This is a genomic window from Rathayibacter sp. AY1D2, assembly GCF_002932695.1.
Lineage (GTDB): Bacteria > Actinomycetota > Actinomycetes > Actinomycetales > Microbacteriaceae > Rathayibacter.
On record NZ_PSVX01000019.1, the window covers coordinates 13,700 to 39,251 of the forward strand.

The following is a 25,552-nucleotide window of genomic DNA, read 5'->3' on the forward strand; positions in this document are numbered from 1 at the left end:
GGTCGCCGGGCGCGACTCGCCGGAATCCTACGCGCGAGCCCTGGGAAACCTCCAAACGACGGATACGCGGTGCCCGACCGACGACTGTCGGCCCCGTGGCATACTGTGACGGTTGGTCGGAGTCGCCCACGCGATGATGACCATCACTTCCATTCACTCGGATCGTCCGGCACGTACCTGCCGGTGAAGGAGCAAGAACAATGGCGTCCGTAACTTTCGACCACGCGTCCCGCGTCTACCCCGGGGCCACTCGCGCCTCCGTCGACAAGCTCAACCTCGAGGTGGGCGACGGCGAGTTCCTCGTCCTCGTCGGCCCCTCCGGCTGCGGCAAGTCCACCTCCCTGCGCATGCTCGCCGGCCTCGAAGAGGTCAACGAGGGCCGCATCCTCATCGGCGACCGCAACGTCACGGACGTGCCGCCGAAGGACCGCGACATCGCGATGGTCTTCCAGAACTACGCGCTGTACCCGCACATGTCGGTCGCCGAGAACATGGGCTTCGCGCTCAAGATCGCCGGCGTCAACAAGGACGAGCGCGCCGCGCGGGTCCTCGAGGCCGCGAAGATGCTCGACCTCGAGCCCTACCTGAACCGCAAGCCGAAGGCGCTCTCCGGTGGCCAGCGCCAGCGCGTCGCGATGGGCCGCGCCATCGTCCGCAAGCCCCAGGTCTTCCTCATGGACGAGCCGCTGTCGAACCTCGACGCCAAGCTCCGCGTGTCCACCCGCACCCAGATCGGCACGCTGCAGCGCCGCCTGGGCATCACCACGGTCTACGTCACCCACGACCAGACCGAGGCGCTCACCATGGGCGACCGCATCGCGGTCCTCAAGGACGGCCTCCTCCAGCAGGTCGGCTCGCCCCGCGACCTGTACGAGAACCCGAACAACGTCTTCGTAGCCGGCTTCATCGGCTCGCCCGCGATGAACCTGTTCCACGCGGACGTCACCGACGGCGGCGTCAAGTTCGGCGACACCGTCCTCCCGATCGCCCGCGAGGCGCTCGCGAAGACGAGCCAGAAGGTCGTCACGCTCGGCGTGCGCCCCGAGGACGTCACCGTCTCGACCCAGCCCGGCGGACTGCCGATCGAGGTCGACCTCATCGAGGAGCTCGGCTCGGACGGCTACCTCTACGGCCACACCGAGGTCGAGGGCCGCCGCACCGACATCGTCGCGCGCGTCGACGGCCGCGTGCACCCGACCGCGGGCGACCGCGTGTACGTGACCGCGAACCACCGCGTGCACATCTTCGACGCGGAGTCGGGCGAGCGCCTCTCCTGAGCCTCCTCCTGCACCGCACGCTGCCGCCGTCCCCTCCAGGGCGGCGGCAGCGTCGTCTGCGGCTCCCCCACCGTCCGACACGCGACACGAACGGCGCACCATGTCCGGCTCCCTGAACATCACCTCGGCCACCGTCGACCCGGCCCTGCTCGACCTGCCGTGGAACCTGCGGCTCGACGACTGGCCCGACGAGTACATCGCCGCCCTGCCGAAGGGCATCTCGCGGCACACGGTCCGCTTCGCCCACCTCTCCGGACACGTCGTCGCCGTCAAGGAGACGACCGCCGAGATGTCGCGGCGCGAGTACGAGATGCTGAAGACGCTGCAGCGCCTCGACGTGCCGTGCGTGGTTCCGGGCGCGGTGATCACGAACCGCACCGACGACGAGGGCGAGGCCCTGCCCGCCGTGCTCGTCACCCGTCACCTCAAGTTCTCGCTCCCCTACCGGGCGCTCTTCTCGCAGACGCTGCGGCCGGACACGGCGACCCGTCTGGTCGACGCGCTGGCGCTCCTCCTGGTCCGCCTGCACGTGATCGGCTTCTTCTGGGGCGACGTCTCGCTCTCGAACACTCTCTTCCGGCGCGATGCCGGCGCCTTCGCCGCCTACCTGGTCGATGCGGAGACCGGGCAGCTCTACTCGGGCGGCCTCTCGAACGGCCAGCGCGAGAACGATCTGGAGATCGCCCGCGTCAACATCGCCGGCGAGCTGCTCGACCTCGAGGCCGGCGGTCGCGTCGACGACGACCTCGACCCGATCACGGTCTCCGACGGCATCGTCGCGGCGTACCGCAGCCTCTGGAAGGAGCTGACCGGTGCCGAGTCGTTCGCGACCTCGGAGCGCTGGCGGATCAACGACCGCGTGAACCGGCTGAACGAGCTGGGCTTCGACATCGAGGAGCTCGCGATCAAGACCGACGAGGCCGGGTCCACGGTGCGGATCCAGCCGAAGGTGGTCGACGCCGGCCACCACCAGCGGCGGCTGCTCCGTCTCACCGGGCTGGACGCGCAGGAGAACCAGGCGCGACGCCTGCTCAACGACCTCGACTCGTACACGGCGACCTACGACAAGCAGGGCCTGGACGAGGAGATGGTGGCGCACGAGTGGCTGGCGCAGGTGTTCGAGCCGGTCATCCGCTCGATCCCCCGCGATCTCAAGGGCCGCCTGGAGCCGGCCGAGATGTTCCACCAGCTGCTCGAGCACCGCTGGTTCATGTCGCAGCAGCAGGCGCGCGACGTCCCCTTGGCGGAGGCGGTCACCGCCTACGTGAACGACATCCTGCGTCACCGCCGCGACGAGGCGACGGTCATCGCTCCTCCCACCGAGGCGCTGACCCTCCCGAACCTCGTCCTCGACGAGTCCGGCGACGCCGAGCTCACCGACGAGGACGCCGACGTCGACTGGACGAAGAACGTCTGACCCCCCCACCACCGCAAGAGGGCCCGCGCTGTCAGCACGGGCCCTCTTCGCATCCCCCCGGCTCGCTCGCCGCAGGCGGCGCACTCGGTCCGCTCGCCGCAGGCGGCGCCCCTGTCCGCTCGCCGAAGGCGGCGCCCCTGACATCCAGACCTGGAGCGCGGGTGCCGGCGCGGTGAGCTGCAAGGCGGAGGAGGAAGCGATACCGGCGGTATCGCGCCCGACGACAACGCCGCAGATCGCCGTGCCGGCGCTCGCGCTGTGAGCTGGAAGGCGGAGGAGGAAGCGATACCGGCGGTATCGCGCCCGACGACAACGCCGCAGATCGCCGTGCCGGCGCCCGCGCTACTCGGAGGCGGAGCGGAGTTTGGAGATCTCGTAGAGCGCGACCGACGCCGCGATCCCGGCGTTGAGGGATTCGGTGGCGGAGCTGATCGGGATGGAGACGACGGCGTCGCACTGCTCGGTGACGAGGCGGGAGAGGCCCTTGCCCTCGCTGCCGACGACGACGAGGAGCGGCCGGTCGGCGAGTTCGAGGCCGGGGAGCATCACGTCGCCGTCGCCGTCGAGTCCGATGACGAAGACGCCTGCGCGCTTGAAGTCCTTGATCATGGCGGTGAGGTTGGACGCCATCGCGACGGGGATGCGTGCGGCGGCTCCGGCGGAGGTCTTCCAGGCGGCGGAGTTGAGGCCCACGGAGCGGCGCTGCGGGACGATGACGCCCTGGCCGCCGAACGCGGCGACGGAGCGGATGATCGCTCCGAGGTTGCGCGGGTCGGTGATGCCGTCGAGGGCGACGAGGAGGGGGACCGCTCCGCGGGAGACGCTGCGCTCGAGCAGGTCGCTCGGGTGGGCGTACTCGTAGGGCGGCACCTTCAGCACGAGGCCCTGGTGCACGGAGTCGGGGCCGGCGAGGCGGTCGAGCTCCGGTCGCATGACCTCGAGCACGGGAAGGCCGCGGGCGGTGGCGATCTTGAGCGCCTCCTTGACCCGGTCGTCCATCTCGATGCGGGTCGCGAGGTAGAGGGTGGTGGCCGGGATGCTGGCGCGCAGCGCCTCGAGGACCGAGTTCCGGCCCGTCACCATCTCGAAGTCGTCGCCGCTCTTGGGCTTGCGCGACGGGGCGGGGCGCCCCTGTCCGCGGGCGGCCGCGGAGAGGGCTCCGCCGGGGCGCCCCTTGCCGCCGGCGGCGACGAAGCGCTCACGCGCCAGCTTCGCCTTGCCTGCGGGGTGGTAGGGCCGGTCCTCGGCCTTGGGCGTGGGCTTCTTGCCCTCGAGGGCCTGACGGCCCTGACCGCCGGAACCGACGGCCTTGCCCTTGCTCTTCTTTCGGACCGCTCCGGGGCGGCCGGGCTTATTCGCCATCGAGACTCCAATGCGCACCCGTCTGGGTGTCTTCGATCGTGATTCCCGCCGCGGCGAGATCGGTTCGGATGCGGTCGGCGCTCGCCCAGTCGCGCTGCTCGCGCGCGGTCTGGCGTTCGGCGACCAGGCGGTCGACCAGCACGCTGAGCGCGCGGTACGAGGGTTCGTCGTCGGAGCGCGCCCACTCGGGCGCCTCCGGGTCGATGCCGAGCACGGCCGCCATCGCGAGCACCTGGGTGCGCAGGGCCGAGACGGAGCCGAGGTCCTCGGCGTCGAGGGCGGCGTTGCCGGCGCGCACGGTCTCGTGCAGGACGCCGATGGCCTGCGGGACGGACAGGTCGTCGTCCATCGCCTCGGCGAACTCCTCCGGAACCACCGGCTCGCCGAGCGCGGCGAACCGCGTGCCGTCGAGGCGGCGGCGGGAGCGCACGAGGAAGCCCTCGATCCGCTCCAGCGCCGCTTCGGCCTCCTCGAGGGCCCCGTCGTGGAACTCGAGGGTGGAGCGGTAGTGGGCCGAGCCGAGGTAGTAGCGGACGACGAGCGGGCGGGCCGCCTCGAGCAGCTCGGAGGCGAACACCGAGTTGCCGAGCGACTTGCTCATCTTCTGGCCGATGACGGACACGAGGCCGTTGTGCAGCCAGTAGCTGGCGAAGGCGTGGCCGGCGGCGCTGGACTGGGCGAGCTCGTTCTCGTGGTGGGGGAAGCGCAGGTCGAGCCCGCCGCCGTGGATGTCGAACTGGGTGCCGAGGTACTTCGTCGACATCGCGGAGCACTCGATGTGCCAGCCGGGGCGCCCGGCGCCCCACGGCGAGGCCCAGGCGGCCGACTCGGGCTCCTCCGGCTTGGCGCCCTTCCAGAGAGCGAAGTCGTGCGGGTCGCGCTTGCCGCGCGGGTCGGCGTCGGTCGCCGCCTCCATGCTCTCGAGGCGCTGGTGGGTGAGCGAGCCGTAGTCCGGCCAGGACCGCGTGTCGAAGTAGACGTCGCCGGAGTCGTCGGGCGCCGGGTAGGCGTGACCGCGCTCGATCAGGGTCTGGATGAGGGTGATCATCTCGGCGATGCTCGCGGTCGCGCGCGGCTCGTAGGTCGGCGGGAGGATGCCGAGGGCCGTGTACGCGGCGGTGAACTCGAGCTCGACGCGGTAGGCGAGCGCCCACCACTGCTCGACCGGCGCACCCTCGGGCACCCGACGCCGCGCGTCCTCGGCGATGGCGAGGATCTTGTCATCGATGTCGGTGACGTTGCGCACCAGGGTGACCTGGAAGCCGCGGTACGCCAGCCAGCGGCGCAGCTGGTCGTAGGCGAGGGCGGAGCGCAGGTGCCCGATGTGGGGCGAGGACTGAACGGTGGGTCCGCAGACGTACATCCCGACCTCGTTCTCGCGGAGGGGGACGAAATCGACGAGGGCCTGGGCCTTCGAGTCATGCAGTCGCAGAGTCACGCGGGCGAGTTTACCGGGCGGACCGCTCCCGGCCGGGTCGGCGGCTCCGCCCGGGGACTACCGGGTGACAGCGGGGGTGGGGAGGACGAGTGCCGTCGCGGTCGCGGCGACCCCCTCGCCCCGGCCGGTGAAGCCCAGCGCGTCCGAGGTGGTGGCGGCGACGCTGACCGGTGCGCCGAGCAGCTCCGAGAGCAGCCTCTGCGCCTCCTCGCGCCGCGGCGAGAACTTCGGGCGGTTGCCGATGAGCTGCACCGAGACGTTGCCGATGGCGAAGCCGGCGGCCTCCACCAGCTCGCGGGTCGCGCGGAGGAAGACCTCGCCGTGGGCGTCCGCGAAGCGCGGGTCGGCCGTGCCGAAGCGGGAGCCGATGTCGCCGAGACCCGCCGCCGCCAGGAGCGCGTCGCAGATCGCGTGGGCGACCGGATCGCCGTCGCTGTGCCCGGACAGGCCCCGCTCCCCCGGCCAGTGCAGCCCGGCGAGCCAGAGCGGCGACGCGTCGTCGAAGGCGTGCACGTCCGTGCCGATGCCGACGCGCGGCACGACGACGACGGGCGGCGGTGCGAGCACCTGCTCGGCGCGGGCCAGGTCCCAGGGGGTGGTGATCTTGAAGGCGAGCGGATCGCCGGCGACGACGGTCGAGGGGCCGCCGCGCGAGGCGAGGAGCGCCGCGTCGTCGGTGAAGTCCTCCTCCGCCGAGGCGTAGGCCTCGTCGAGGAGCGCGCGCGGGAAGCCCTGCGGCGTCTGCACCGCGGCGAGCTCTGAGCGGTCCACCGTGCCGAGGATCCCGCCGTCGGCGCGGATGCGCTTGATCGTGTCGGTGACCGGCAGACCCGGGATCACTCCACCGCGCGTCTCCCGGACCGCCGCGATCACCCGCTCGAACTGGTCGACGGGCGTGAGGGCGCGGGCGGCGTCGTGCACGAGCACCGTCTCCACGGCCGGGCCGAGCGCCCGGAGCCCCCGAGCGACCGACTCCTGGCGGCTGGCGCCTCCGGCGACGACGCTGACGGAGCCGTCCGGGGCGCCGGCGGCGTGCGCGAGAGCGGCCGTCTCCTCGAGGAGGGCGGCGGGAGCCACGACGACGATCTGGACCGGCTCCGCGAGCAGCAGCACCGTGCGCAGGCTGCGCTCGAGGATCGTCCGCCCCGCGCAGTCGACGTAGGCCTTGGGGCGCTCGCGGCCGAGCCTCGTGCCGCTGCCGGCGGCGACGACGACGACGGCCGCGGTCGGCGCGCCGGCCGGACCGTTCAGGATGCGAGGACCTCGTCGAGGAGCACGGAGGCGGCGTCCTCGTCGGTCTTCTCGGCCAGGGCGAGCTCGGAGACGAGGATCTGGCGGGCCTTGGCGAGCATGCTCTTCTCCCCCGCCGAGAGGCCGCGGTCGCGGTCGCGGCGGGTGAGGTCGCGGACGACCTCGGAGACCTTGACGACGTCGCCGGACCCGAGCTTCTCGAGGTTGGCCTTGTAGCGGCGCGACCAGTTGGTCGGCTCCTCGACGACCTCGGCGCGCAGAACCTCGAACACGCGCTCGACGCCCTCGCGGCCGATGACGTCGCGGACGCCGACCAGGTCGACGTTGTCGGCGGGCACCTCGATGACGAGGTCGCCCTGCGCGACGCGGAGCTTCAGGTACGTCTTCTCCTGGCCCTTGATCGTCCGGGTCTTCACCTCGGCGATCGTGGCGGCTCCGTGATGGGGGTAGACGACCGTCTCTCCGACCTCGAACTGCATGCGACGTCCTTTCAGCGGCGGACAGATTACCATGCGCGCCGAGCGGGACGGGAGTCCGGACGGGCGGAGCCGCGGTGCTCGCTACGCTAGCCTGGTGTCGGCTCGTGCACAGTGAAGTCGCCCTGTCCGGGGCGAGCGGGGCCGACGATCTGGAGGTTCCTGTGAAGGCGCGTATCGCTGCATCCGTCGTTCTCGCGGTCGGCGTCGCCCTCGCTACCGCCGGCTGCAACCTCGTCGCCCCGCAGGCGACGCGCAAGATCTACGACCCGAGCGACGGAGTCGGCGCGACGATCGGCGATCTCGCCATCCGCAACGCGATGATCGTCTCGGACGACGGCGAGGCCGGCACCCTGATCGTGACGCTCGTGAACTCCACCGATGAGGCGCTGAGCGTCGAGGTGCAGTACGAGGGCTCCGCGGGCCGCACCAGCGACACCGTCGACGCCGTCCCCGGCCGTACCGAGGTCCGCCCCGACAGCACCGAGGCCGTCCAGATGGACGACATCGACACCATTCCCGGCGGCCTCCTCCCCGTCTACTTCCAGTACGGCTCCGAGCAGGGCAAGGAGCTCCTCGTCCCCGTCCTGACGAACGCCCTCGAGGCCTACTCGACGCTGACTCCCGCTCCCTCCGCGACGCCGACCGTCACCCCGACGGCCGACCCCGCCCGGACCGCGCTCCCCACTCCCACCGCCGAGCCCGGCGTCGACGCTCCCACCGCCGAGCCCGGCGTCGACGCTCCCACCGCGGAGTAGCCCCCTCCGCCCTCGAGGGCCGTCCACCCCGGTGGGCGGCCCTTCGTCGTCCCCGCAGGTCACGATCCGCCGACTCCGTCGGCCACTCACCACCAGGCGGGCGGCGTCCGGCTGCGCGGGTCTCGATACGCCGACCACTCGAGCACCACGCCCTGAGCGACGCCCCCGCCCGGCTCGTCGCGAAGCGACGGCCCCACCCTCGACGGCTCGTCGCGCAGCGACGGCCCCACCCCCTCGGCTCGTCCCACAGCGACGGCCCTACCCCATCCGGCTCGTCGCGCAGCGACGGCCCCGCCCCTCACCCCTCCAGCACAGGGTTGATCGCGGGTCCTGGCGGGGTGAGCTGCAAGGCGGAGGAGGGCGCGATACCAGCGGTATCGCAACCGACGACAACGCCGCAGATCGCCCCGCCAGGGCCCGCGATCAAGCGTCGAAGCGGTAGCCGAGGCCGCGGACAGTAACCAGGAGCACCGGTTCCTTCGGCGTCTTCTCGATCTTGGAGCGGATGCGCTTGACGTGGACGTCGAGGGTCTTCGTGTCGCCGAAGTAGTCGCTGCCCCAGACGCGGTCGATGAGCTGGCCGCGGGTGAGGACACGGCCCGCGTTGCGGAGGAGCATCTCGAGGAGCTCGAACTCCTTGAGGGGCATCGGGGTCTCGACGCCGTCGACTTCGACCGTGTGGCGTTCGATGTCCATGCGGACGGGGCCGGCGACGACGATCCGCTCCTCGCCGGGCTCCTCGGTGCGGCGCCGGAGGACGGCGCGGATGCGGGCGAGCAGTTCGCGGGTGGAGTAGGGCTTGGTGACGTAGTCGTCCGCGCCGAGCTCCAGGCCGACGACGATGTCCACTTCGGAGTCCTTGGCGGTGACCATGATGATCGGGACGGAGGAGCGGGTGCGGATCTCGCGGCAGACCTCCGTGCCGGGCATGCCGGGCAGCATGAGGTCGAGGAGGATCAGGTCGTAGTCGCCCTCGTCGAAGGCGGCGACGGCGCGGTTGCCGTCCTCGGCGACGGTGACGTCGTAGCCCTCGCGTTCGAGCAGGTAGCTGAGGGGCTCGCTGAGGGCGCTCTCGTCCTCGACGAGCAGGATGCTGGTCACGCGTGTTCTCCTATCGGGGCGGTCGCCGCGAAGGGCGTCCGGGCGGGGTCGGCTTCGGGGAGCCGGATGGTGAAGGTGGAGCCGCGGCCGGGCTTGGACCAGACGCGGACGTCGCCGCCGTGGTTCTGCACGGCGTGCTTGACGATGCTGAGGCCGAGGCCGGTGCCGCCGGTGTGGCGGGAGCGGGCCTGGTCGACGCGGTAGAAGCGCTCGAACACCCGGTCGAGGTCCTCCTCCGGGATGCCGATGCCCTGGTCGGTGACGGCGATCTCGACGACGCCGCCGGTGGAGCGGACGCCGATGCCCACGCGGGAGCCGGCGGGCGAGTACTGGATGGCGTTGGCGAGGAGGTTGTGCAGCGCCGAGACGAGCATCTTCTCCTGCCCCACGACGTAGGCCTTCTTCATCCCGCCCTTGACCAGGGTGACGTCGTGCGACTCCGCCAGGACGTGGGTGGTCTCGAGCGCCGCCGTGACGACGTCGTCGACGCGGATGATCTCGGCGGAGCCGGCGACGTCGGCGGCCTGGAGGCGGGAGAGCTCGATGATCTCGCGGGTGATCTTCGCGAGGCGGTGCGACTCCTGGGTCAGCCGGTGCGCGAAGCGGCGCACCTGCTGGGGGTCGTCGGCGGCGGAGTCGAGGGCCTCGGCGAGCAGGCCGACGGCGCCGATCGGGGTCTTCAGCTCGTGGGAGATGTTGGCGACGAAGTCCCGGCGGACGGCCTCGAGCCGGCGCGCCTCGGTGTGGTCCTCGGCGATGACGAGGACGTAGCGGGAGCCCAGGCGGGTCGCGTGGACGACGAGCGTCACGGCGGCGTCGGAGAGCGGGCTGGTCGCGAGCTCGAGGTCCTGGACGATGTCGTCGCCGAAGCGGCGGACGCGGTCGACGATGGCGGCGAGGTCGGGGTGGAGCAGCGTGTCCTGCGAGACCAGGCCGAGCGCGACGGCGCGGGTGGACGCCTTCAGCACGTTGTGCGACGGGTCGGTCACGAAGGCGGGCGAGCCGACGGCGTCGATGATCGCCTCGATCCCCTCGGGGAGCCCGACCGAGATCACGTCCTGCGCGATGCGGCCCTGGCGGGCGGCGAGCGTGAGCACGGTCGTCAGAAGGATCCCGATCGCGACACCGAGAACGAGTGACAGAACCACGATCAAGCCCGAATCCACGGACCCAGGCTAACCATCCACCGGGCGTCCCCCTACCGGACGCCCGTCGATCCTCCGGGGGTCGAGTACTGTTCAAACGCCCGGCACCGTCCGTTAACCTGCCGTGGTCATCATGACTGCGCCTGCGCCCACGGAGTGCAGTCGCAGCGGCGTGCGAGGTGCTCGCCGCAGATCCGGCGCCGTCGTCCGCGCGCGCCGTAGAGAGGGTCGAACACAGATGCGCGAAGTTTTCCAGCAGGAGCTGGCCGAGGTCCAGGAACGACTCGTCGAGATCTCCGGACTCGTCGAGATCGCCATCGAGAAGGCGACCCAGGCGTTCAACCACTCCGACGTCACCCTCGCGGAGGAGGTCATCGCGAGCGACGCGCGCATCGACGAGCTGGCCATCAGCCTCGACGAGCTCGCGATCGACATCCTCGCCCGGCAGAACCCGGTCGCCCGCGACCTGCGGATCGTCGTCTCGGCGCTGCGCATCAGCGCATCGCTCGAGCGGATGGGCGACATCGCCGAGCACATCGCCCAGCTCTCGCGCTACCGCTTCCCCGACAAGGTGGTCCCCAAGAGCCTGCGTCCGACGTTCGTCGAGATGGGCCGCCTCGACGTGGTCGTCGCGCACAAGCTGACCGACCTGCTCCGCTCGCAGGACCCGCGCATCGCCGAGGAGATCCGCGACGAGGACGACAAGATCGACGAGCTGCACGTCAGCGTCTTCGACAAGGTGCTCAGCGAGGCGTGGAAGGGCCAGGCCGCCGACACCGTCGACGCGACCCTCGCCAGCCGCTACCACGAGCGCTTCGCCGACCACGCCGTGTCGATCGCCAAGAAGGTCCAGTACCTGATCTCGGGCGACTACTCCTAGTCGACACCTCGGGCTCCAGCCCGTCTCACCGTCCGGCCCGCAGGAACGAGCGTCTCCTGCGGGCCGGACGTGTCCGTGCGCTCCGCCTCCGGGGCTACGGGAACGGCCCGCCGGAGTCGAGGACTCGGGCGGGCCGTTCGCGCGTTCGGGGCGGTGCTACTTCTTGGCGCCCTGGGCGGCGACGGCGGCGGCACCGGCGGCCGCGGCCTCGGGGTCGAGGTAGCGCGCCTCGCCGATGGGCTCGAAGTCCTCGTTCAGCTCGTAGACGAGCGGGATCCCGGTCGGGATGTTGAGCTCCGCGATGTCCGAGTCCGAGATGCCGTCGAGCGTCTTCACCAGCGCGCGGAGGGAGTTGCCGTGCGCGGTGATCATGACGGTCTTGCCCGAGGCGAGGTCCGGCTTGATGTCGGACTCCCAGTACGGAAGCATCCGCTCGATCACGAGCTTCAGCGACTCGGTGCGGGGCAGTGCGTCGCCGAGGTCGGCGTAGCGCTCGTCGTGCGCCTGCGAGTACTGGTCGTCGTCGTCGAGCGGGGGCGGCGGCACGTCGAAGGAGCGGCGCCAGGTCTGGAACTGCTCGGGGCCGTACTCGGCGAGGGTCTGCGCCTTGTCCTTGCCCTGCAGGGCGCCGTAGTGGCGCTCGTTGAGGCGCCAGGAGCGCTTGACGTCGATCCACAGGCGGTCGGCGACCTCGAGGGCGATGTTGGCGGTCTGGATCGCACGCGTCTGGCGCGACGTGTAGACGATGTCGGGGTGCAGGCCCGCCTCGGTCAGCAGCTCGCCGGCACGGGTGGCCTCCGCGACTCCCTGCTCGGTCAGGCGCACGTCGACCCAGCCGGTGAACAGGTTCTTCTGGTTCCACTCGCTGTTGCCGTGGCGCACGAGGATGAGGGTGTAGGTCTCGGACATGCGTCCAGCTTAGAGGCGGCCCCCTCACCCGCGGATACGCTGGAGAGCATGCCCATCGGAGCCGTCACCCGCGGAACGACGGGCACGAACCGCCTCCGCCGGGTCGACCGCCGGCTCGCCGAGCTGCCCGTCCTGCGCAGCACCGCCTCCCCGCTCGTCGTCGATCTCGGCTTCGGGGCGAGCGCGGTCACCACGCTCGAGCTGCACCGCCGGCTCGTCCGGGCCGCGCCCGACGTCGAGGTGCTCGGCCTCGAGATCGAGCCCGCACGGGTCGACACCGCTCGGCGCCAGCTCGCGCGGGTGAGGGAGGGCGGCACGCCGTTCCCTGCGGACGCGCGCGTGCGCTTCGAGCGCGGCGGCTTCGAGGTGCCCCTGCCCGCGGGGCGGCGGGCAGGCGTCATCCGCGCCTTCAACGTGCTCCGCCAGTACGACGAGGACGCGGTTCATAGAGCCTGGGCGACGATGACGGACCGTCTGCAGCCCGACGGCGTCCTGGTCGAGGGCACCTGCGACGAGATCGGCCGCATCTGCACCTGGATCGAGGTCGGCCGGGAGGGCCCGCGCTCGCTGACCCTCTCGCTCCGGCTCGCGGCGATCCCCTCGCCGATGACGGCGGCCGAGCGCCTGCCGAAGGCCCTCATCCACCGCAACGTGCCCGGCGAGGGCGTGCACGCCTTCCTCTCCGCCCTCGAGCGGGCGTGGACGCTGAACGCCCCTCTCGCCGTCTACAGTCCGGGTCAGCGGTGGATCGCGACGGTCCGGGACCTCCGGCCGGAGTGGCCGGTCCTCGGCGGGCCGCGGCGCTGGCGCCTGGGCGAGGTGACGGTCGCGTGGGAGGCGGTCGCCCCCTCCTGCTGAGCGCCGGGCCTGAGCACCGGACCTCCTGAGCCCTAGGCGAGCGGGGGCAGAGCGGCCCGAGCCTCGGCGGGAGCGGCGCCGGTCGCCGTGAGCAGGTCGACGACGAGCGGGCGGAGCAGGACGAGCACCGTCTTCTCGGCGAGGCGCGCCTCCGGGATCAGCCGCTGGGGGTCGAGCGTGGTCGCGAGCAGCACGAGGTCCTGACGCGCCAGGGCGAGCACCGACGGATCGGCGACCGCGCGGCCGAGCAGCGCGATGCCCGGGCCGAGGGCGGCGACCGCTCCGGCGAGCGCCGGCCGCGGGGCGCCGTCCCCGACGAGGAAGTCGGTGCGGCGCGCGACGATGCGCAGATCACGGGTCGCGAGGTCCAGCGCGGACAGCATCACGGCCTGGCGGGAGAGCTCGCCGCGGTGCCGGCGGACGAACGGCGAGATCCGGGCGACGCCGGTAGCGGAGTCGAGCGCCGCGGTCCAGCCGTCGATGACCGGCTGCGTCCCGCGGATCCGCTCGAGGGCCGCGGTGGACGCCGAGGAGTCGCCCCGGCGGAGCGCCTCGGCCAGCTCCTCCACGGTCCGGCTGAGCGCGGTGAGGAGCCGGTGCGCCTCGGCCCGCGCTGTGCGCAGCGGCGGGCGGGGCACGATCGCCGTGCAGAGCAGCGCCGCGAGCCCGCCGATCAGGCCGTCGACGCTCCGGGTGAAGACGCCTCCGTCCGGCGCAGGGAGGACCATCACCAGCATCGCCTGGGTCCCGGCGGCCACGGCGAACCCCGGCGAGGGCGAGAGGGCCCGGCCGAGCGTGAAGACGATCGCGAGGACGACGGCGAGCTGCCAGACGCCGCTCCCCCACAGCAGGAGCAGGACCTCGCTGGCCGTGATACCGATGAGCATCCCCGTCGCTGTCTCGGCCACCTGCTTGGGACGGGTGTCGCGCGCGATGCCGAGGCTCGAGATCGTGGCCGTCAGCGCCAGCACCGGCGCGGGGTGCCCGAGGAGGAAGTGCGCGACGGAGTAGGCGAGGGTCGCCGCGAGCACGATCTGCAGCACTGCGGGGAGCGACGCCCCCGCGCGGGCGAGGGCGCGCGCGGGACTCAGCTCGGGGGCCCGGACGAGACCGCGCAGCCGCTCGGCCGCCCGGCCCCGCTCGGCGGGACGTGCGGCCACCACGGCGTGGCCTACCTGGTCGTCGCCCCGAGGCGGGGCAGGCGGGGCACTCCCGCCTCCGCTCCGGCTCCGGGCGGGACCACGACCTCCTGGGCCGCGGCCACGCGCGAGTCGTCGGCCAGCACGGTCAGCTCGAGGTCCACCGGGACGCTCCGCTTGACGACCGCGAGAGCGACCGGTCCGTCCTCGTAGTGCCAGGCGCTCGAGGTGACCGTGCCGACCTCGACCGGCTCGCCGCCCTTGAGCGCCGTGACGACGTCGCCGTGGGCGGGGAGGACCGAGTCGGAGCCGTCGAGCTGCAGCAGGACCAGGCGCCGCGGCGGGTGCCCGAGGTTGTGCACCTTCGCCACCGTCTCCTGGCCCCGGTAGCAGCCCTTGGCGAGATGCACGCTCGAGCGGAGGAGGTCGAGCTCGTGCGGGATGGACCGCTCGTCGACCTCCGTCGCGTGGCGCGGGCGCCAGGCGGCGATGCGCAGGGCCTCGAGGGCATCGACCCCGGCGAGGGCCACTCCCACCCCGACGGCCGTCTCCGCGAGGGCCTCGAGGGCCGCTCGCGGGACCAGGACCTCGCGGAGCTCCCAGGAGGCCCCGGGGTGCTCTGTGGTCAGCGCGTACTGCCAGCCGCCCGGCTGGACCTGCGACCACGGGTCGCTCCAGACGACGGGCTCCTCGGCCAGGGACAGGGCGAGCGTCAGGGCCGGCCCGTCGCCGAGGGCGGCGAGGGTCGCGAAGTCGTCGGTGCGGTCGGCGACCTCGACGCGGAGCATGAAGCGCATCCGGTCGAGCCAGGCGGCCAGGCCGGCCGTCTCGTCGCGGTCGAGCAGGAGCCAGGCGGTCTCGCCGTCGTCGACGAGGCGGATGACGTGCTCGATCCGGCCGGTCGGGTCGAGCAGGAGCGTCTCGGCCGACGCGCCGGGAGCGAGGCGCGAGACGGCCTGGCTGGTGAGCGAGTCGATCCAGGTGAGGCGGTCCGGCCCCGTGACGGTCACGACGCCCCGGCCGGAGAGGTCGACGAGCGCGGTGCCCGCGGCGAGAGCGCGCTGCTCGCGGAAGGGCTCGCCGTAGTGAGCGGCGACGCCGGGCTCGGCGGCGCTCGTCGTGGCGACGGCGCCCGGGGCGGCCAGGAGCGGGGAGAGCGCGTCAGTCGACACGGGCGAGCCGTCCGGAGGAGTGGGTCCGCAGGCCCTGGCCGAGCGCGGCGATGTCCCACGCCCACAGCAGGTGGTCGTCGACCAGGCCGTAGAGGCGGGTGGCGGCGGCGTAGTCCTTCGCCGCGGCGGTGCGCATCACCGCGTCGGTCGCGAGGTCGATCCGCGGCCCCTTGACCTGGCCGAGGTAGAGCTCGCTGACCCCGTCCGGGTGCACGAGCGAGACCTCGATGTCGAAGCCGCCGGCGGCGTTGCGCAGCGTCTCGACGGACTCCGCGTCGGGGAAGGCGGGTGCGCCGCGGCCGGGCAGCATTCCCGGGCCGGCGTCGGAGTCGGTCAGAGCGCGGCTGAGGCGCCAGTAGCCGGTCTCGGTGACCAGCGGCCGGGGCGCCTCCTCGGCGCCCTCCTCGATCAGCCACGTGTAGGAGTTGTAGTTGAGGTACGGGAGGCCGTCGTAGCTGAAGCTGATGCGATGGCCGAACTCGGCCTGGACGGAGTCGTCGCCGATCGTGTAGTCGATGACGCCCGAGCCCTCCCAGACGCCGAGCAGCCAGGACAGGGGGACGAGCTCGGGCGGCAGGCCCGACGGAAGCGAGATCACTCGGGCTCCGGCGGCGGCTAGCGCTGGCCGCGGTAGAGCTTGTAGACGACCACGCCGGAGACCCACGCGATGGCGAGGGAGGCGAGCCCGAGCAGACCGAGGTAGAAGAGTTCCAGGGCGAGAAGCATGCGCTCATCCTACCCGCCGCCTCCGACGCCGGGGCGGGGCGGACGCGGCCGCTCAGGCGGTGCGGATCCGGGTGCTCGGGACAGGACGGCGCGACCGCTCAGGCGGGGAGGAGGAGGGCGATCCCGCTCGCGACCGCGACCACGGCCATCGCTCCGACGATGCTCGTCATCGCGCGGAGGAGGTACCCCTCGGCGCGGGCCACGGCGAGCTGCACCGCGAAGGTCGCGAGCACGCAGCCGCCGAACGTCAGCGCGAGCCAGAGCTGCCGGGACTCCGGAGCGGCGATCGCCAGAGTCAGCACGGAGCCCGCGAGTGCGAGCGCCCAGACGACTCCGATGCCCACCCGATCCCTGCCCATCCGACAATTGTGCCCCAGGCGGACGCCCCTCCCGGCCCGCCGCTAGTATTGCGGGCAGACCAGTTCTGGAGGATCCGTGGCGCAGTTGTTGATACTGACCTCGGCGGGAGGCGCCGAGGTGCTCCCCGCACTGGGGCTCCTCAGCCACCGGACCCGGCAGATCCCCGCGGAGCCCGCCCAGCTCGTGAACGCCCCGAGCTGCGATCTGATCCTGGTCGATGCGCGGCAGGACCTCGCCAGCGCCAAGTCGCTCTGCAAGATCCTCACGACCACGGGCATCAACGTCCCCCTCATCCTGATCCTCACGGAGGGCGGGCTCACGGCCGTCTCGGCCGACTGGGGCGTCAACGACGTCATCCTCGACTCGGCCGGCCCCGCCGAGGTCGACGCCCGCATCCGCCTGGTGATCGGCCGGCTGGCGCAGGAGCAGTCGACCTCGCGCATCCAGGCCTCGGGCGTCGTGATCGACGAGGCAAGCTACTCCGCCAAGGTCCACGGGCGCCCGCTCGACCTCACCTTCAAGGAGTTCGAGCTCCTCCGCTTCTTCGCTACGCACCCCTCGCGCGTCTTCACCCGCGAGCAGCTGCTGAGCGAGGTGTGGGGCTACGACTACTTCGGCGGCACCCGCACGGTCGACGTGCACGTGCGGCGCCTCCGCGCGAAGCTCGGCGACCTGGAGTCGCTGATCGGCACGGTCCGCAACGTCGGATACCGCTTCAACGTGTACGAAGAGGACAATGAGCGAGTCGCTCAACCTGTCCGTTGAGGATCTGGCCGATCCCGCGGTGGCGGCCGGCCTCGAGCACCTGATCGGGCGCGCCGCCTGGTTCGACCACCAGCCCCCCTTCAGCGATCAGACCCTCGTCGACGCCCGGGCCGGCTCGCGCACCCTCCTCGTGGGGCTGCGCGCCGACGTGGTCGTGGCGGCGGCGATCCTCGGGCAGGGCGAGCTGGAGTTCGTCGTCGATCCGGAGTGGCGCGGGGTCGGCTTCGGCACCGCGACCCTGGAGCAGGTCCTCGCGAGCGGCCGGACGGGCCTGCTCGCCTGGGCGCACGGCGACCACCCCGCCGCCCGGGCCCTCGCGGCCTCCCACGGCTTCGCACCGGTTCGCACCCTCCTGCACCTCGAGCTCGAGCCGCTCGCCGCCCCCGAGGTCCGCGTCCCCGAGGGCGTCGTCCTCTCGGACGCCCGCGACCTCGCTCCGGCCGAGTGGATCGCCCTGAACGCGCGGATCTTCGCCGCGCACCCCGAGCAGGGGCGGATGACGGAGGAGGACCTGGCGGCCCGCCGCGCCGAGCCGTGGTTCGACGAGGGCGACTTCCTCCTGCTCCGCGACGTCGACGGCACGCTCCTCGGATACGACTGGCTCAAGATCGAGCCCGGATCGACGACCGGCGAGATCTACGTCCTCGGGGTCGCCCCCGAGGCGGCCGGACGGGGACTCGGCCGCACCCTGCTGAACGCCGGGCTCGCGCGGATGCTCGAGCGCGGCTGCACCGCGGCCGACCTCTACGTCGAGGCCGAGAACCGGTCGGCGGTGGCGCTCTACCGCTCGCTCGGGTTCACGGACGCCTCCGTCGACGTGCAGTACCTGCAGCGCGCCGCGCCGCTGCGCTGAGCCGGCACTCCTCCACAGGGCCTCCCCCGGCCCCGTTCATCCGGCATTCACGAGCGGCGGCGCGGAGCGGACGGACGCGGTGCCAGGATGGTCGCATGGACGGCGACAACCTGCTTCTCGAAGACGGTCTCAGCGATGACCTCGACGACGACTTCGACGACGAGGAGGAGCACTCGGACCCGCTCCTCCCCGACAACCGCTACCTCGACCGGGAGCTGAGCTGGCTCGCGTTCAACCAGCGCGTGCTCGAGCTCGCGGAGGATCCGCTGGTTCCGGCGCTCGAGCGGGCGAACTTCCTGGCGATCTTCTCGTCCAACCTCGACGAGTTCTTCATGGTCCGGGTCGCCGGCCTCAAGCGCCGCATCCTCACGGGGCTCGCCCTGCCGACGAACATCGGCCGCGTGCCGGTCGACGTGCTGACCGACATCTCGGAGAAGGCGCACCTGCTGCAGCAGCGCCACTCCCGAGCGTTCAAGGAGCTCGTCGAGCCCGCCCTGCGCGCCGGCGGCATCGACCTCGTCCGCTGGGACGAGCTGAGCGACGCCGAGCGCACCGTGCTGGACGACTACTTCTCGGCCCAGGTGTTCCCTGTTCTGATGCCGCTCGCGGTCGACCCGGCGCACCCGTTCCCCTACATCTCCGGCCTCTCGCTCAACCTCTCGGTGCGGGTGCGGAACCCGAAGACGCAGAAGGTCGAGTTCGCGCGCCTCAAGGTGCCGCAGATGCTCCCCCGCTTCGTGCGGATCGCCGGAGTCGCGGCGCCGGGCGAGCCGATGCGGTTCATCTCGCTCGAGGACCTGATCGCCAACCAGCTGGACGACCTGTTCCCCGGCATGGAGATCCTCGACCACCACGTGTTCCGGGTGACGCGCAACGAGGACGTCGAGGTCGACGAGGACGAGACCGAGAACCTGATCAAGGCCCTCGAGAAGGAGCTGCTGCGCCGCCGGTTCGGCCCGCCCATCCGCCTCGAGGTCACCGATGACATGGACGACGAGACGCTGGGCCTGCTGGTCCGCGAGCTCGACATCACGACGCAGGAGGTCTACAAGCTCCCGGCCCCGCTCGACCTCAGCGGGCTCTTCAGCCTGCAGAAGATCGACCGCCCGGACCTGAAGTACCCCAATCACGTCCCGACGACGGCGGTGCAGCTCTCGCCCAGCGAGCCCAACCAGCGGCAGGACGTCTTCAAGGCGGTCTCCCGCGGCGACGTGCTCCTTCACCACCCCTACGAGTCCTTCGCGACGAGCGTGCAGTCGTTCCTCGAGCAGGCGGCGGCCGATCCGGACGTGCTCGCGATCAAGCAGACGCTCTACCGCACCTCGGGCGACTCCCCCATCGTCGAGGCGCTCATCGACGCGGCCGAGTCGGGCAAGCAGGTGCTCGCCCTGGTCGAGATCAAGGCGCGCTTCGACGAGCAGGCGAACATCTCGTGGGCGCGCAAGCTCGAGAAGGCGGGCGTGCACGTGGTCTACGGGCTCGTCGGGCTGAAGACCCACTGCAAGCTCGCGCTCGTCATCCGCCAGGAGAAGGGTGGAGTGCTCCGCCACTACTCCCACATCGGCACCGGCAATTACAACCCGAAGACCTCGCGCATCTACGAGGACCTCGGACTCCTGACGGCCGACCCCGAGGTCGGCAAGGACCTCACGCGCCTGTTCAACGAGCTCTCGGGCTACGCGATCGAGAAGAAGTTCAAGCGCCTGCTCGTCGCGCCGCGCCACCTCCGGAAGGGCCTGCTCAAGCGGATCGCCGCCGAGACCGAGAACGCCCGCGCGGGGCGGCCCTCGGGCATCCGGATCAAGGTCAACTCGATCGTCGACGAGTCCGTGATCGACGCGCTCTACCGCGCCAGCCAGGCCGGCGTGCCGGTCGACGTCTGGGTGCGCGGCATCTGCGGGCTGAAGCCCGGCCAGGAGGGGCTCTCCGAGAACATCCGCGTGCGCTCGATCCTCGGCCGCTACCTCGAGCACTCCCGCATCTTCAGCTTCGTCAACGGCGGCGAGCCGGACGTCTTCATCGGCAGCGCCGACATGATGCACCGCAACCTCGACCGCCGCGTCGAGGCTCTGGTGCGGATCGTCGAGCCGGCGCACCTCAGCGAGATCGACGACATGTTCGAGCGGGCGATGGACGAGCGGACCGCCTCCTGGTGGCTCGGCCCGGACGGCGACTGGACGCGGCACCACCTCGATGAGGAGGGCGCTCCGCTCGCCGACCTGCAGAACCAGCTGATGCAGCACATCACCCATCGCAAGCGCGCGGCGACACGGTCCGCCAACCGGGCCTCCAGCCGCTGACGCCCGTGACGGGCACCGTCTACGCAGCAGGAGCGGTGTGCTGGCGGATCATCGAGGGCCGCCCGCACATCCTCGTGATCCACCGGCCGCACCGCCGGGACGTCAGCCTGCCCAAGGGCAAGGTCGACGCGGGCGAGTCCCTCCCGGAGACCGCGGTGCGCGAGATCCGCGAGGAGACCGGGCTCTCGGTGGCGCTCGGGGTGCCGTTGGGGTGCACCGAGTACACGCTGCCGAGCGGGCGCCCGAAGGCCGTCTACTACTGGGCGGCGCAGGTGACCGAGAAGGCCGTCCTGGCGTCCGACTTCCTCCCGAACGACGAGGTCGAGGCGCTCGAGTGGGTGACGCTCAAGCGGGCCCGGAGCTACCTGACCTATCCGCACGACGTGACGATCGTCGACGAGTTCGCCCGGATCGCCGCACGCGGTGCGCTCGAGACCTTCGCGATCGTGGTCCTGCGGCACGCGAAGGCGGTGCCCGCCTCCTCCTGGGACGGCCGCGACTCCACCCGCCGCCTCACCGGGCGCGGCCGGGTCGAGGCCGCGGCCGCCGCTCAGGCCGTGGCCGCCTGGCGCCCGCGCCGCCTCGTCTCGAGCACCGCCAAGCGCTGCCGGTCGACCATCGCCCCGCTGTCCGGTCTGGTCGGGAAGCCGGTCAAGCTGCGCGACGACCTCAGCCAGGAGGCGCACGAGCAGGGCACCGCCGACGTCCGCGCCCTCGTCGGCAAGCGGGTCCGCGCCCGCCGCACCGCCGTCCTCTGCAGTCACCGGCCGGTGATCCCCGAGATCCTGCGCGAGATCGCCCTCGCCACGGCGACTCCTCTCGGCGCCTACCTCGACGAGGCGGCAGCGCTCCCGACCGGGGGCTTCGCCGTGGTGCACCTCTCCACCGGTCACCCCGGCTCCGGCATCGTCGCGATCGAGACGCACACGCCGCTGGCCTGACCCGCCCGGGCGCTGCGCGTCCGGCTCGACGGGTCCCTCCGCACCGGGCCGGTCGCGCAGCCGGGACGCGCCCGACGCACCGCGCCTTCCCCGCCGCCCCGTCGCTCCGCAATCCCCGAGGCGGACCCGTTCACCGCGCGTTCACCGAGCGGTCGGTGCCAGGACACGACCCCTCCGTACTCTCGCTCGCGGGCTGCACCAGGCCCTGTTCTGTTTTCCACGCTTTCCTACCCGAAAGGGATACTTGTGAGATTCTCGCGTCTCGGCCAGGCGGCCGTCGTCGCCGCCGTCGCAGCGATCACGCTGACCTCCTGCGCTGCCAACGAGGCACCGGCCGCAGGCGGCAGCTCCGGCTCCGCCACCACCTCCACGCTCTCCGGCACCATCACCGGGATCGGCTCGTCCGCTCAGGGCACCGCGCAGACCACCTGGGCCGCCGCGTTCCAGACCGCGAACCCCGAGGTCACGGTCAACTACGACCCGCAGGGCTCCGGCGCCGGCCGCACCAACTTCATCGACGGCGCCGCCGACTACGCCGGCTCCGACTCCGCGCTCAAGGACGAGGAGCTCGCGGGCACCTTCGCCGCCTGCGCCCCCGACACCAAGGCGATCGACCTCCCGGTCTACATCTCGCCGATCGCGGTCATCTTCAACGTGGAGGGCGTCGACGAGCTCAAGCTCGACGCGGCCACCATCGCTGGCATCTTCAAGGGCACCATCACCTCCTGGGACGCCCCGGAGATCAAGGCCCTGAACCCCGACGCGACCCTCCCGTCGGCGAACATCACCTCCGTGCACCGCTCGGACGACTCGGGCACCACGCAGAACTTCACCGACTACCTCGCGGCCACCGCGAGCGACGTCTGGGACGCTCCCGCCGCGCAGACCTTCCCGTACCAGAGCGGTGACGGCGCCAAGGGCACCTCGGGTGTCGTCGACGCGGTCAAGAACGGCACCAACACGATCGGCTACGCCGACGAGTCCGGCGCCCAGGGCATGGACATGGCCCAGCTGAAGGTCGGCGACGCGTTCTCGACCATCTCGGCCGACGGAGCCGCGGCGGTCGTCGCCGCCTCGCCCATCGCCGAGGGCCGCGAGGACAACGACCTCGCGATCAAGATCGACCGTACCGGCACCGAGGCGGACGCCTGGCCGATGGTCCTGGTCAGCTACCTCATCGTGTGCCAGGAGTACGCGGACGCCGACAAGGGCGAGGTCGTCAAGTCCTTCGCCTCCTACGTCGCGAGCGAGGAGGGCCAGGAGGCCGCCGCCGCTCAGGCCGGCTCCGCTCCCCTGAGCTCCGAGCTCGCCTCGACCGTCGCCACCGCGATCGAGTCGATCAAGTAGTCCCACCGGCAGGGCCCGTCTCGCAGCACGATCCGCGGGACGGGCCCCGCCTGTGCCGGGCTCGACCCACCGGACGCCCCCTCCGAGCCCTAGCATCTTCCTGTGCGCCCCGCCGAACCCCCTCGTCTGAAGAGAGTCCCCTGGAATGGCAACTGAGACCGTCGTCCGCCCGAAGGCGAAGGTGCGTGTCGGAGATCGGGTCTTCTCGATCTCGACCGTCGCCGCCGGTTCCCTCATCCTCCTCGTCCTCGCCGCCGTCGCGATCTTCCTGATCGCGCAGTCGATCCCCGCGTTCACCGCGCCGGCCGGCAGCCTCCCCGGCGACGCGACGAGCTTCTGGGCCTACGTCGGCCCCCTGGTCTTCGGCACGGTCTGGTCGGCGGTGATCGCCCTGGTGATCGCCCTGCCGCTCTCGATCGCGATCGCCCTCTTCATCTCGCACTACGCGCCGCGCCGCATCGCGATGGCCCTCGGCTACGTGGTCGACCTCCTCGCCGCCGTCCCCTCGGTGGTCTTCGGCCTCTGGGGCGCGACCGTGCTGGCGCCGATGGTGCAGCCCTTCTACCTCTTCCTCAACGTGAACATCGGCTGGTTCCCGCTCTTCGGCGGCCAGGCGTCGGGCACCGGCAAGACGATCCTCACCGCCTCGGTGGTGCTGGCCGTCATGGTCATCCCGATCATCACCGCGGTCTGCCGCGAGATCTTCCTCCAGGCCCCGCGCCTGCACGAGGAGGCGGCGCTCGCGCTCGGCGCGACCCGCTGGGAGATGATCCGCATGGCCGTCCTGCCCTTCGGCGCCCCGGGCATCGTCTCGGCCGCCATGCTCGGCCTCGGCCGGGCCCTCGGCGAGACGCTCGCCGTCGCGATGGTGCTCTCGCCCGCGACGGTCGTCTCCTTCCTCCTGCTCACCTCGCAGAACTCGAACACCATCGCCGCGAACATCGCGCTGCAGTTCCCGGAGGCGAGCGGAGTCGGCGTGAACGTCCTCGTCGCCTCGGGCCTCATCCTCTTCGTCATCACCCTCGTCGTGAACTCGGTCGCGCGGTTCATCGTCAACCGCCGCAAGGCCTTCTCGGGAGCCAACTGATGTCCGCCGCCACCTCGTCGATGCCCTTCTCGCTGCAGGCGGGCAAGCTGCCCAAGGGCACTCCCTGGATGCTGCTCGTCGGCAGCTGGGTCGTGTTCGCCGCCGTCTTCCTGATCCTCCAGGCGGCCGGCATGATGAACGACTTCAGCCTCGTCGGAGCGATCTTCTGGGGCACCGTCCTCTTCGACGTCGCCATCTACGTGGTCTCGCGCCTGGTCGAGGGCGGCCGCAAGGCTGTCGACCGCCTCGTGACCTCGCTGGTCGCGACCGCGTTCATCATCGCGCTGCTCCCGCTGATCTCCCTGCTCTACACGGTCGTCTCCAACGGAGTCGCGCGGTTCGATCCGCTCTTCTTCTCCTCGTCCATGCGCAACGTCATCGACGCGGGCGGCGGCGCCCTCCACGCGATCATCGGCACGCTCGAGATCACGGCCATGGCCGCGCTGATCTCTGTGCCGATCGGCCTGCTCACCTCGATCTACCTCGTCGAGTACGGCCGCGGCCACCTCGCCCGGGCGATCACCTTCTTCGTCGACGTGATGACGGGCATCCCCTCCATCGTCGCGGGCCTGTTCGCCTACGCGCTCTTCGCGCTGCTCCTCGGCCCCGGCGTCCGGATGGGCTTCGCCGGCTCGATCGCCCTCGCCGTGCTGATGATCCCCGTGGTCGTCCGCTCGTCGGAGGAGATGCTGAAGCTGGTCCCGAACGAGCTGCGCGAGGCGTCCTACGCCCTCGGCGTGCCGAAGTGGCTGACCATCGTCAAGATCGTGCTGCCGACCTCCATCGCCGGCATCACGACGGGCATCACCCTCGCGATCGCCCGCGTCATCGGCGAGACCGCCCCGCTGCTCATCGTCGCCGGCTTCACCGCGTCGATGAACTACGACCTCTTCAGCGAGCGGATGATGACCCTCCCGGTCTTCGTCTACACGCAGTACGCGAACCAGGGTCCCGACGCCGAGGCGTTCCTCAACCGGGCCTGGACCGGCGCGCTGGCCCTCATCCTGATCGTCATGGCGCTGAACCTGGTCGCCCGCCTGATCGCGAAGATCTTCGCCCCCAAGCTCGGCCGCTGACACCCACCACTCGGCTCCGGCCGGAATCCCCGAAGGAAGCAATGTCCAAGCGCATCGAGGTCAACGACCTCAACGTCTACTACAGCCAGTTCCTCGCGGTGGAGGGCGTCTCGCTCGCCATCGAGCCCCGCACGGTCACCGCCTTCATCGGCCCGTCCGGCTGCGGCAAGTCGACCTTCCTCCGCACGCTCAACCGCATGCACGAGGTCATCCCCGGCGCGCACGTCGAGGGCGAGGTCCTGATCGACGGCAACAACCTGTACGGCCCGGGCGTCGACCCGGTGCAGGTCCGCCGGCAGGTGGGCATGGTCTTCCAGCGCCCCAACCCGTTCCCGACGATGTCCATCCGGGACAACGTGCTGGCCGGCGTGAAGCTCAACAACCGCCGCATCTCGAAGTCGGACGCGGACGCGCTCGTCGAGCGCTCGCTCCAGGGCGCGAACCTCTGGAACGAGGTGAAGGACCGCCTCGACAAGCCGGGCTCCGGTCTCTCCGGCGGCCAGCAGCAGCGTCTGTGCATCGCCCGCGCGATCGCCGTCTCCCCCGACGTCCTCCTGATGGACGAGCCCTGCTCCGCCCTCGACCCGATCTCGACCCTCGCGATCGAGGACCTCATCGAGGAGCTCAAGAACGACTACACGATCGTCATCGTGACCCACAACATGCAGCAGGCCTCGCGCGTCTCGGACCGCACCGCGTTCTTCAACATCGCGGGCACCGGCAAGCCGGGCAAGCTCATCGAGTACGACGACACCGCGACGATGTTCTCGCGCCCGTCCGTCCAGGCGACCGAGGACTACGTCTCGGGCCGCTTCGGCTGATCCGCCGCAGACGAGAGCGAGCCGCGTCCCTTCGGGGTCGCGGCTCGCTCTCGTTCCACCGCGTTCCCTCCGGGAACGAGAAGAGCCGCACTC

General features: G+C 71.6%; 24 protein-coding genes. 13 read left to right on the forward strand and 11 right to left on the reverse strand.

What is annotated here, in order from left to right; genetic code table 11:
- The first annotated feature begins 200 nt into the window (after positions 1 to 200).
- Positions 201 to 1,277 (forward strand): ABC transporter ATP-binding protein, encoded by a 1,077-nt coding sequence (locus C5D04_RS06780; RefSeq protein WP_104224593.1) that lies wholly within the window; start codon positions 201 to 203, stop codon positions 1,275 to 1,277.
- 100 nt (positions 1,278 to 1,377) lie between these two features.
- Positions 1,378 to 2,694 carry a DUF4032 domain-containing protein gene (locus C5D04_RS06785; RefSeq protein WP_104226481.1) on the forward strand — a complete coding sequence of 439 codons (1,317 nt, stop codon included), beginning with the start codon at positions 1,378 to 1,380 and terminating at the stop codon, positions 2,692 to 2,694.
- Between the two features lie 342 nt (positions 2,695 to 3,036).
- Here C5D04_RS06785 and rlmB read toward each other — a convergent pair whose 3' ends face one another.
- Genes rlmB through C5D04_RS06805 form a run of 4 tightly spaced genes read right to left on the reverse strand, consistent with a single transcriptional unit; the run spans position 3,037 to position 7,224 of the window.
- Positions 3,037 to 4,056: a 23S rRNA (guanosine(2251)-2'-O)-methyltransferase RlmB gene (rlmB, locus tag C5D04_RS06790; RefSeq protein ID WP_104224591.1), complete on the reverse strand. Its 1,020-nt coding sequence runs from the start codon at positions 4,054 to 4,056 to the stop codon at positions 3,037 to 3,039.
- The gene (gene cysS / locus C5D04_RS06795) at positions 4,046 to 5,494 is read right to left on the reverse strand and encodes a cysteine--tRNA ligase (RefSeq protein WP_104347454.1); all 1,449 of its coding nucleotides are present in this window, start codon (positions 5,492 to 5,494) and stop codon (positions 4,046 to 4,048) included. The genes rlmB and cysS overlap by 11 nt, the downstream gene beginning before the upstream one ends.
- Positions 5,495 to 5,551: 57 nt before the next feature.
- Positions 5,552 to 6,748 carry a 2-C-methyl-D-erythritol 4-phosphate cytidylyltransferase gene (gene ispD / locus C5D04_RS06800; RefSeq protein ID WP_104347458.1) on the reverse strand — a complete coding sequence of 399 codons (1,197 nt, stop codon included), beginning with the start codon at positions 6,746 to 6,748 and terminating at the stop codon, positions 5,552 to 5,554.
- Complete coding sequence (locus C5D04_RS06805) at positions 6,742 to 7,224, reverse strand: CarD family transcriptional regulator (RefSeq protein ID WP_104224589.1); 483 nt, start codon at positions 7,222 to 7,224, stop codon at positions 6,742 to 6,744. Before C5D04_RS06805 ends, ispD begins: the two co-directional genes overlap by 7 nt.
- 161 nt (positions 7,225 to 7,385) lie before the next feature.
- Here C5D04_RS06805 and C5D04_RS06810 point away from each other — a divergent pair, with 161 nt between their 5' ends.
- Positions 7,386 to 7,979, forward strand: coding sequence for a hypothetical protein (locus C5D04_RS06810; protein ID WP_104347455.1), 594 nt, complete (start codon positions 7,386 to 7,388; stop codon positions 7,977 to 7,979).
- 423 nt (positions 7,980 to 8,402) lie between these two features.
- Here C5D04_RS06810 and C5D04_RS06815 read toward each other — a convergent pair whose 3' ends face one another.
- Positions 8,403 to 9,080 (reverse strand): response regulator transcription factor, encoded by a 678-nt coding sequence (locus tag C5D04_RS06815; RefSeq protein ID WP_104227263.1) that lies wholly within the window; start codon positions 9,078 to 9,080, stop codon positions 8,403 to 8,405.
- Positions 9,077 to 10,246 carry a cell wall metabolism sensor histidine kinase WalK gene (locus tag C5D04_RS06820; RefSeq protein WP_104258259.1) on the reverse strand — a complete coding sequence of 390 codons (1,170 nt, stop codon included), beginning with the start codon at positions 10,244 to 10,246 and terminating at the stop codon, positions 9,077 to 9,079. The genes C5D04_RS06815 and C5D04_RS06820 overlap by 4 nt, the downstream gene beginning before the upstream one ends.
- Before the next feature lie 217 nt (positions 10,247 to 10,463).
- On the opposite strand from C5D04_RS06820, the gene phoU reads away from it, so the two are divergent.
- Positions 10,464 to 11,105 (forward strand): phosphate signaling complex protein PhoU, encoded by a 642-nt coding sequence (phoU, locus tag C5D04_RS06825; protein ID WP_104224693.1) that lies wholly within the window; start codon positions 10,464 to 10,466, stop codon positions 11,103 to 11,105.
- 156 nt (positions 11,106 to 11,261) lie between these two features.
- Here phoU and C5D04_RS06830 read toward each other — a convergent pair whose 3' ends face one another.
- Entirely contained in the window at positions 11,262 to 12,014 is a 753-nt protein-coding gene (locus tag C5D04_RS06830; RefSeq protein WP_104224694.1) for a phosphoglyceromutase, read from the reverse strand.
- Between the two features lie 48 nt (positions 12,015 to 12,062).
- On the opposite strand from C5D04_RS06830, the gene C5D04_RS06835 reads away from it, so the two are divergent.
- Entirely contained in the window at positions 12,063 to 12,872 is an 810-nt protein-coding gene (locus tag C5D04_RS06835) for a class I SAM-dependent methyltransferase (RefSeq protein WP_104291656.1), read from the forward strand.
- Between the two features lie 32 nt (positions 12,873 to 12,904).
- On the opposite strand, the gene C5D04_RS06840 is transcribed toward C5D04_RS06835, so the two are convergent.
- From C5D04_RS06840 to C5D04_RS06855, 4 genes are all read right to left on the reverse strand, one after another.
- The gene (locus tag C5D04_RS06840) at positions 12,905 to 14,035 is read right to left on the reverse strand and encodes an aromatic acid exporter family protein (RefSeq protein ID WP_104291657.1); all 1,131 of its coding nucleotides are present in this window, start codon (positions 14,033 to 14,035) and stop codon (positions 12,905 to 12,907) included.
- An 8-nt stretch (positions 14,036 to 14,043) separates the two neighbouring features.
- Positions 14,044 to 15,183: a folate-binding protein YgfZ gene (locus tag C5D04_RS06845; protein WP_104291658.1), complete on the reverse strand. Its 1,140-nt coding sequence runs from the start codon at positions 15,181 to 15,183 to the stop codon at positions 14,044 to 14,046.
- Entirely contained in the window at positions 15,173 to 15,781 is a 609-nt protein-coding gene (locus tag C5D04_RS06850) for an FABP family protein (RefSeq protein ID WP_104224698.1), read from the reverse strand. Before C5D04_RS06850 ends, C5D04_RS06845 begins: the two co-directional genes overlap by 11 nt.
- A gap of 226 nt (positions 15,782 to 16,007) precedes the next feature.
- Positions 16,008 to 16,268 carry a hypothetical protein gene (locus C5D04_RS06855; RefSeq protein WP_146076503.1) on the reverse strand — a complete coding sequence of 87 codons (261 nt, stop codon included), beginning with the start codon at positions 16,266 to 16,268 and terminating at the stop codon, positions 16,008 to 16,010.
- Positions 16,269 to 16,344: 76 nt separating this feature from the next.
- On the opposite strand from C5D04_RS06855, the gene C5D04_RS06860 reads away from it, so the two are divergent.
- From C5D04_RS06860 to pstB, 8 genes are all read left to right on the forward strand, one after another.
- Entirely contained in the window at positions 16,345 to 17,034 is a 690-nt protein-coding gene (locus C5D04_RS06860; protein WP_104224700.1) for a winged helix-turn-helix domain-containing protein, read from the forward strand.
- Positions 17,006 to 17,887: a mycothiol synthase gene (gene mshD / locus C5D04_RS06865; RefSeq protein WP_104224701.1), complete on the forward strand. Its 882-nt coding sequence runs from the start codon at positions 17,006 to 17,008 to the stop codon at positions 17,885 to 17,887. The genes C5D04_RS06860 and mshD overlap by 29 nt, the downstream gene beginning before the upstream one ends.
- Positions 17,888 to 17,982: 95 nt before the next feature.
- On the forward strand, positions 17,983 to 20,187 hold the full coding sequence (locus C5D04_RS06870; protein WP_104291659.1) for an RNA degradosome polyphosphate kinase: 2,205 nt from the start codon (positions 17,983 to 17,985) through the stop codon (positions 20,185 to 20,187).
- Between the two features lie 5 nt (positions 20,188 to 20,192).
- Entirely contained in the window at positions 20,193 to 21,128 is a 936-nt protein-coding gene (locus C5D04_RS06875) for an NUDIX domain-containing protein (RefSeq protein ID WP_104291660.1), read from the forward strand.
- A 246-nt stretch (positions 21,129 to 21,374) separates the two neighbouring features.
- A complete protein-coding gene (gene pstS / locus C5D04_RS06880) occupies positions 21,375 to 22,475 on the forward strand; it encodes a phosphate ABC transporter substrate-binding protein PstS (protein ID WP_104233897.1) in 1,101 nt (366 codons plus the stop codon).
- A gap of 145 nt (positions 22,476 to 22,620) precedes the next feature.
- The gene (pstC, locus tag C5D04_RS06885) at positions 22,621 to 23,562 is read left to right on the forward strand and encodes a phosphate ABC transporter permease subunit PstC (protein WP_104227270.1); all 942 of its coding nucleotides are present in this window, start codon (positions 22,621 to 22,623) and stop codon (positions 23,560 to 23,562) included.
- Positions 23,562 to 24,638, forward strand: coding sequence for a phosphate ABC transporter permease PstA (gene pstA, locus C5D04_RS06890; RefSeq protein ID WP_104224706.1), 1,077 nt, complete (start codon positions 23,562 to 23,564; stop codon positions 24,636 to 24,638). The genes pstC and pstA overlap by 1 nt, the downstream gene beginning before the upstream one ends.
- Positions 24,639 to 24,679: 41 nt before the next feature.
- On the forward strand, positions 24,680 to 25,459 hold the full coding sequence (gene pstB, locus C5D04_RS06895; protein ID WP_104224707.1) for a phosphate ABC transporter ATP-binding protein PstB: 780 nt from the start codon (positions 24,680 to 24,682) through the stop codon (positions 25,457 to 25,459).
- Positions 25,460 to 25,552 lie beyond the last annotated feature (93 nt).

Coding starts and splice junctions, on each gene's coding strand:
- C5D04_RS06780 (WP_104224593.1), top strand. CDS start 201: ATGGCGTCCGTAACTTTCGACCACGCGTCCCGCGTCTACCCCGGGGCC.
- C5D04_RS06785 (WP_104226481.1), top strand. CDS start 1,378: ATGTCCGGCTCCCTGAACATCACCTCGGCCACCGTCGACCCGGCCCTG.
- rlmB (WP_104224591.1), bottom strand. CDS start 4,056: ATGGCGAATAAGCCCGGCCGCCCCGGAGCGGTCCGAAAGAAGAGCAAG.
- C5D04_RS06805 (WP_104224589.1), bottom strand. CDS start 7,224: ATGCAGTTCGAGGTCGGAGAGACGGTCGTCTACCCCCATCACGGAGCC.
- phoU (WP_104224693.1), top strand. CDS start 10,464: ATGCGCGAAGTTTTCCAGCAGGAGCTGGCCGAGGTCCAGGAACGACTC.
- C5D04_RS06830 (WP_104224694.1), bottom strand. CDS start 12,014: ATGTCCGAGACCTACACCCTCATCCTCGTGCGCCACGGCAACAGCGAG.
- C5D04_RS06835 (WP_104291656.1), top strand. CDS start 12,063: ATGCCCATCGGAGCCGTCACCCGCGGAACGACGGGCACGAACCGCCTC.
- C5D04_RS06855 (WP_146076503.1), bottom strand. CDS start 16,268: ATGGGCAGGGATCGGGTGGGCATCGGAGTCGTCTGGGCGCTCGCACTC.
- mshD (WP_104224701.1), top strand. CDS start 17,006: ATGAGCGAGTCGCTCAACCTGTCCGTTGAGGATCTGGCCGATCCCGCG.
- C5D04_RS06870 (WP_104291659.1), top strand. CDS start 17,983: ATGGACGGCGACAACCTGCTTCTCGAAGACGGTCTCAGCGATGACCTC.
- pstC (WP_104227270.1), top strand. CDS start 22,621: ATGGCAACTGAGACCGTCGTCCGCCCGAAGGCGAAGGTGCGTGTCGGA.
- pstA (WP_104224706.1), top strand. CDS start 23,562: ATGTCCGCCGCCACCTCGTCGATGCCCTTCTCGCTGCAGGCGGGCAAG.
- pstB (WP_104224707.1), top strand. CDS start 24,680: ATGTCCAAGCGCATCGAGGTCAACGACCTCAACGTCTACTACAGCCAG.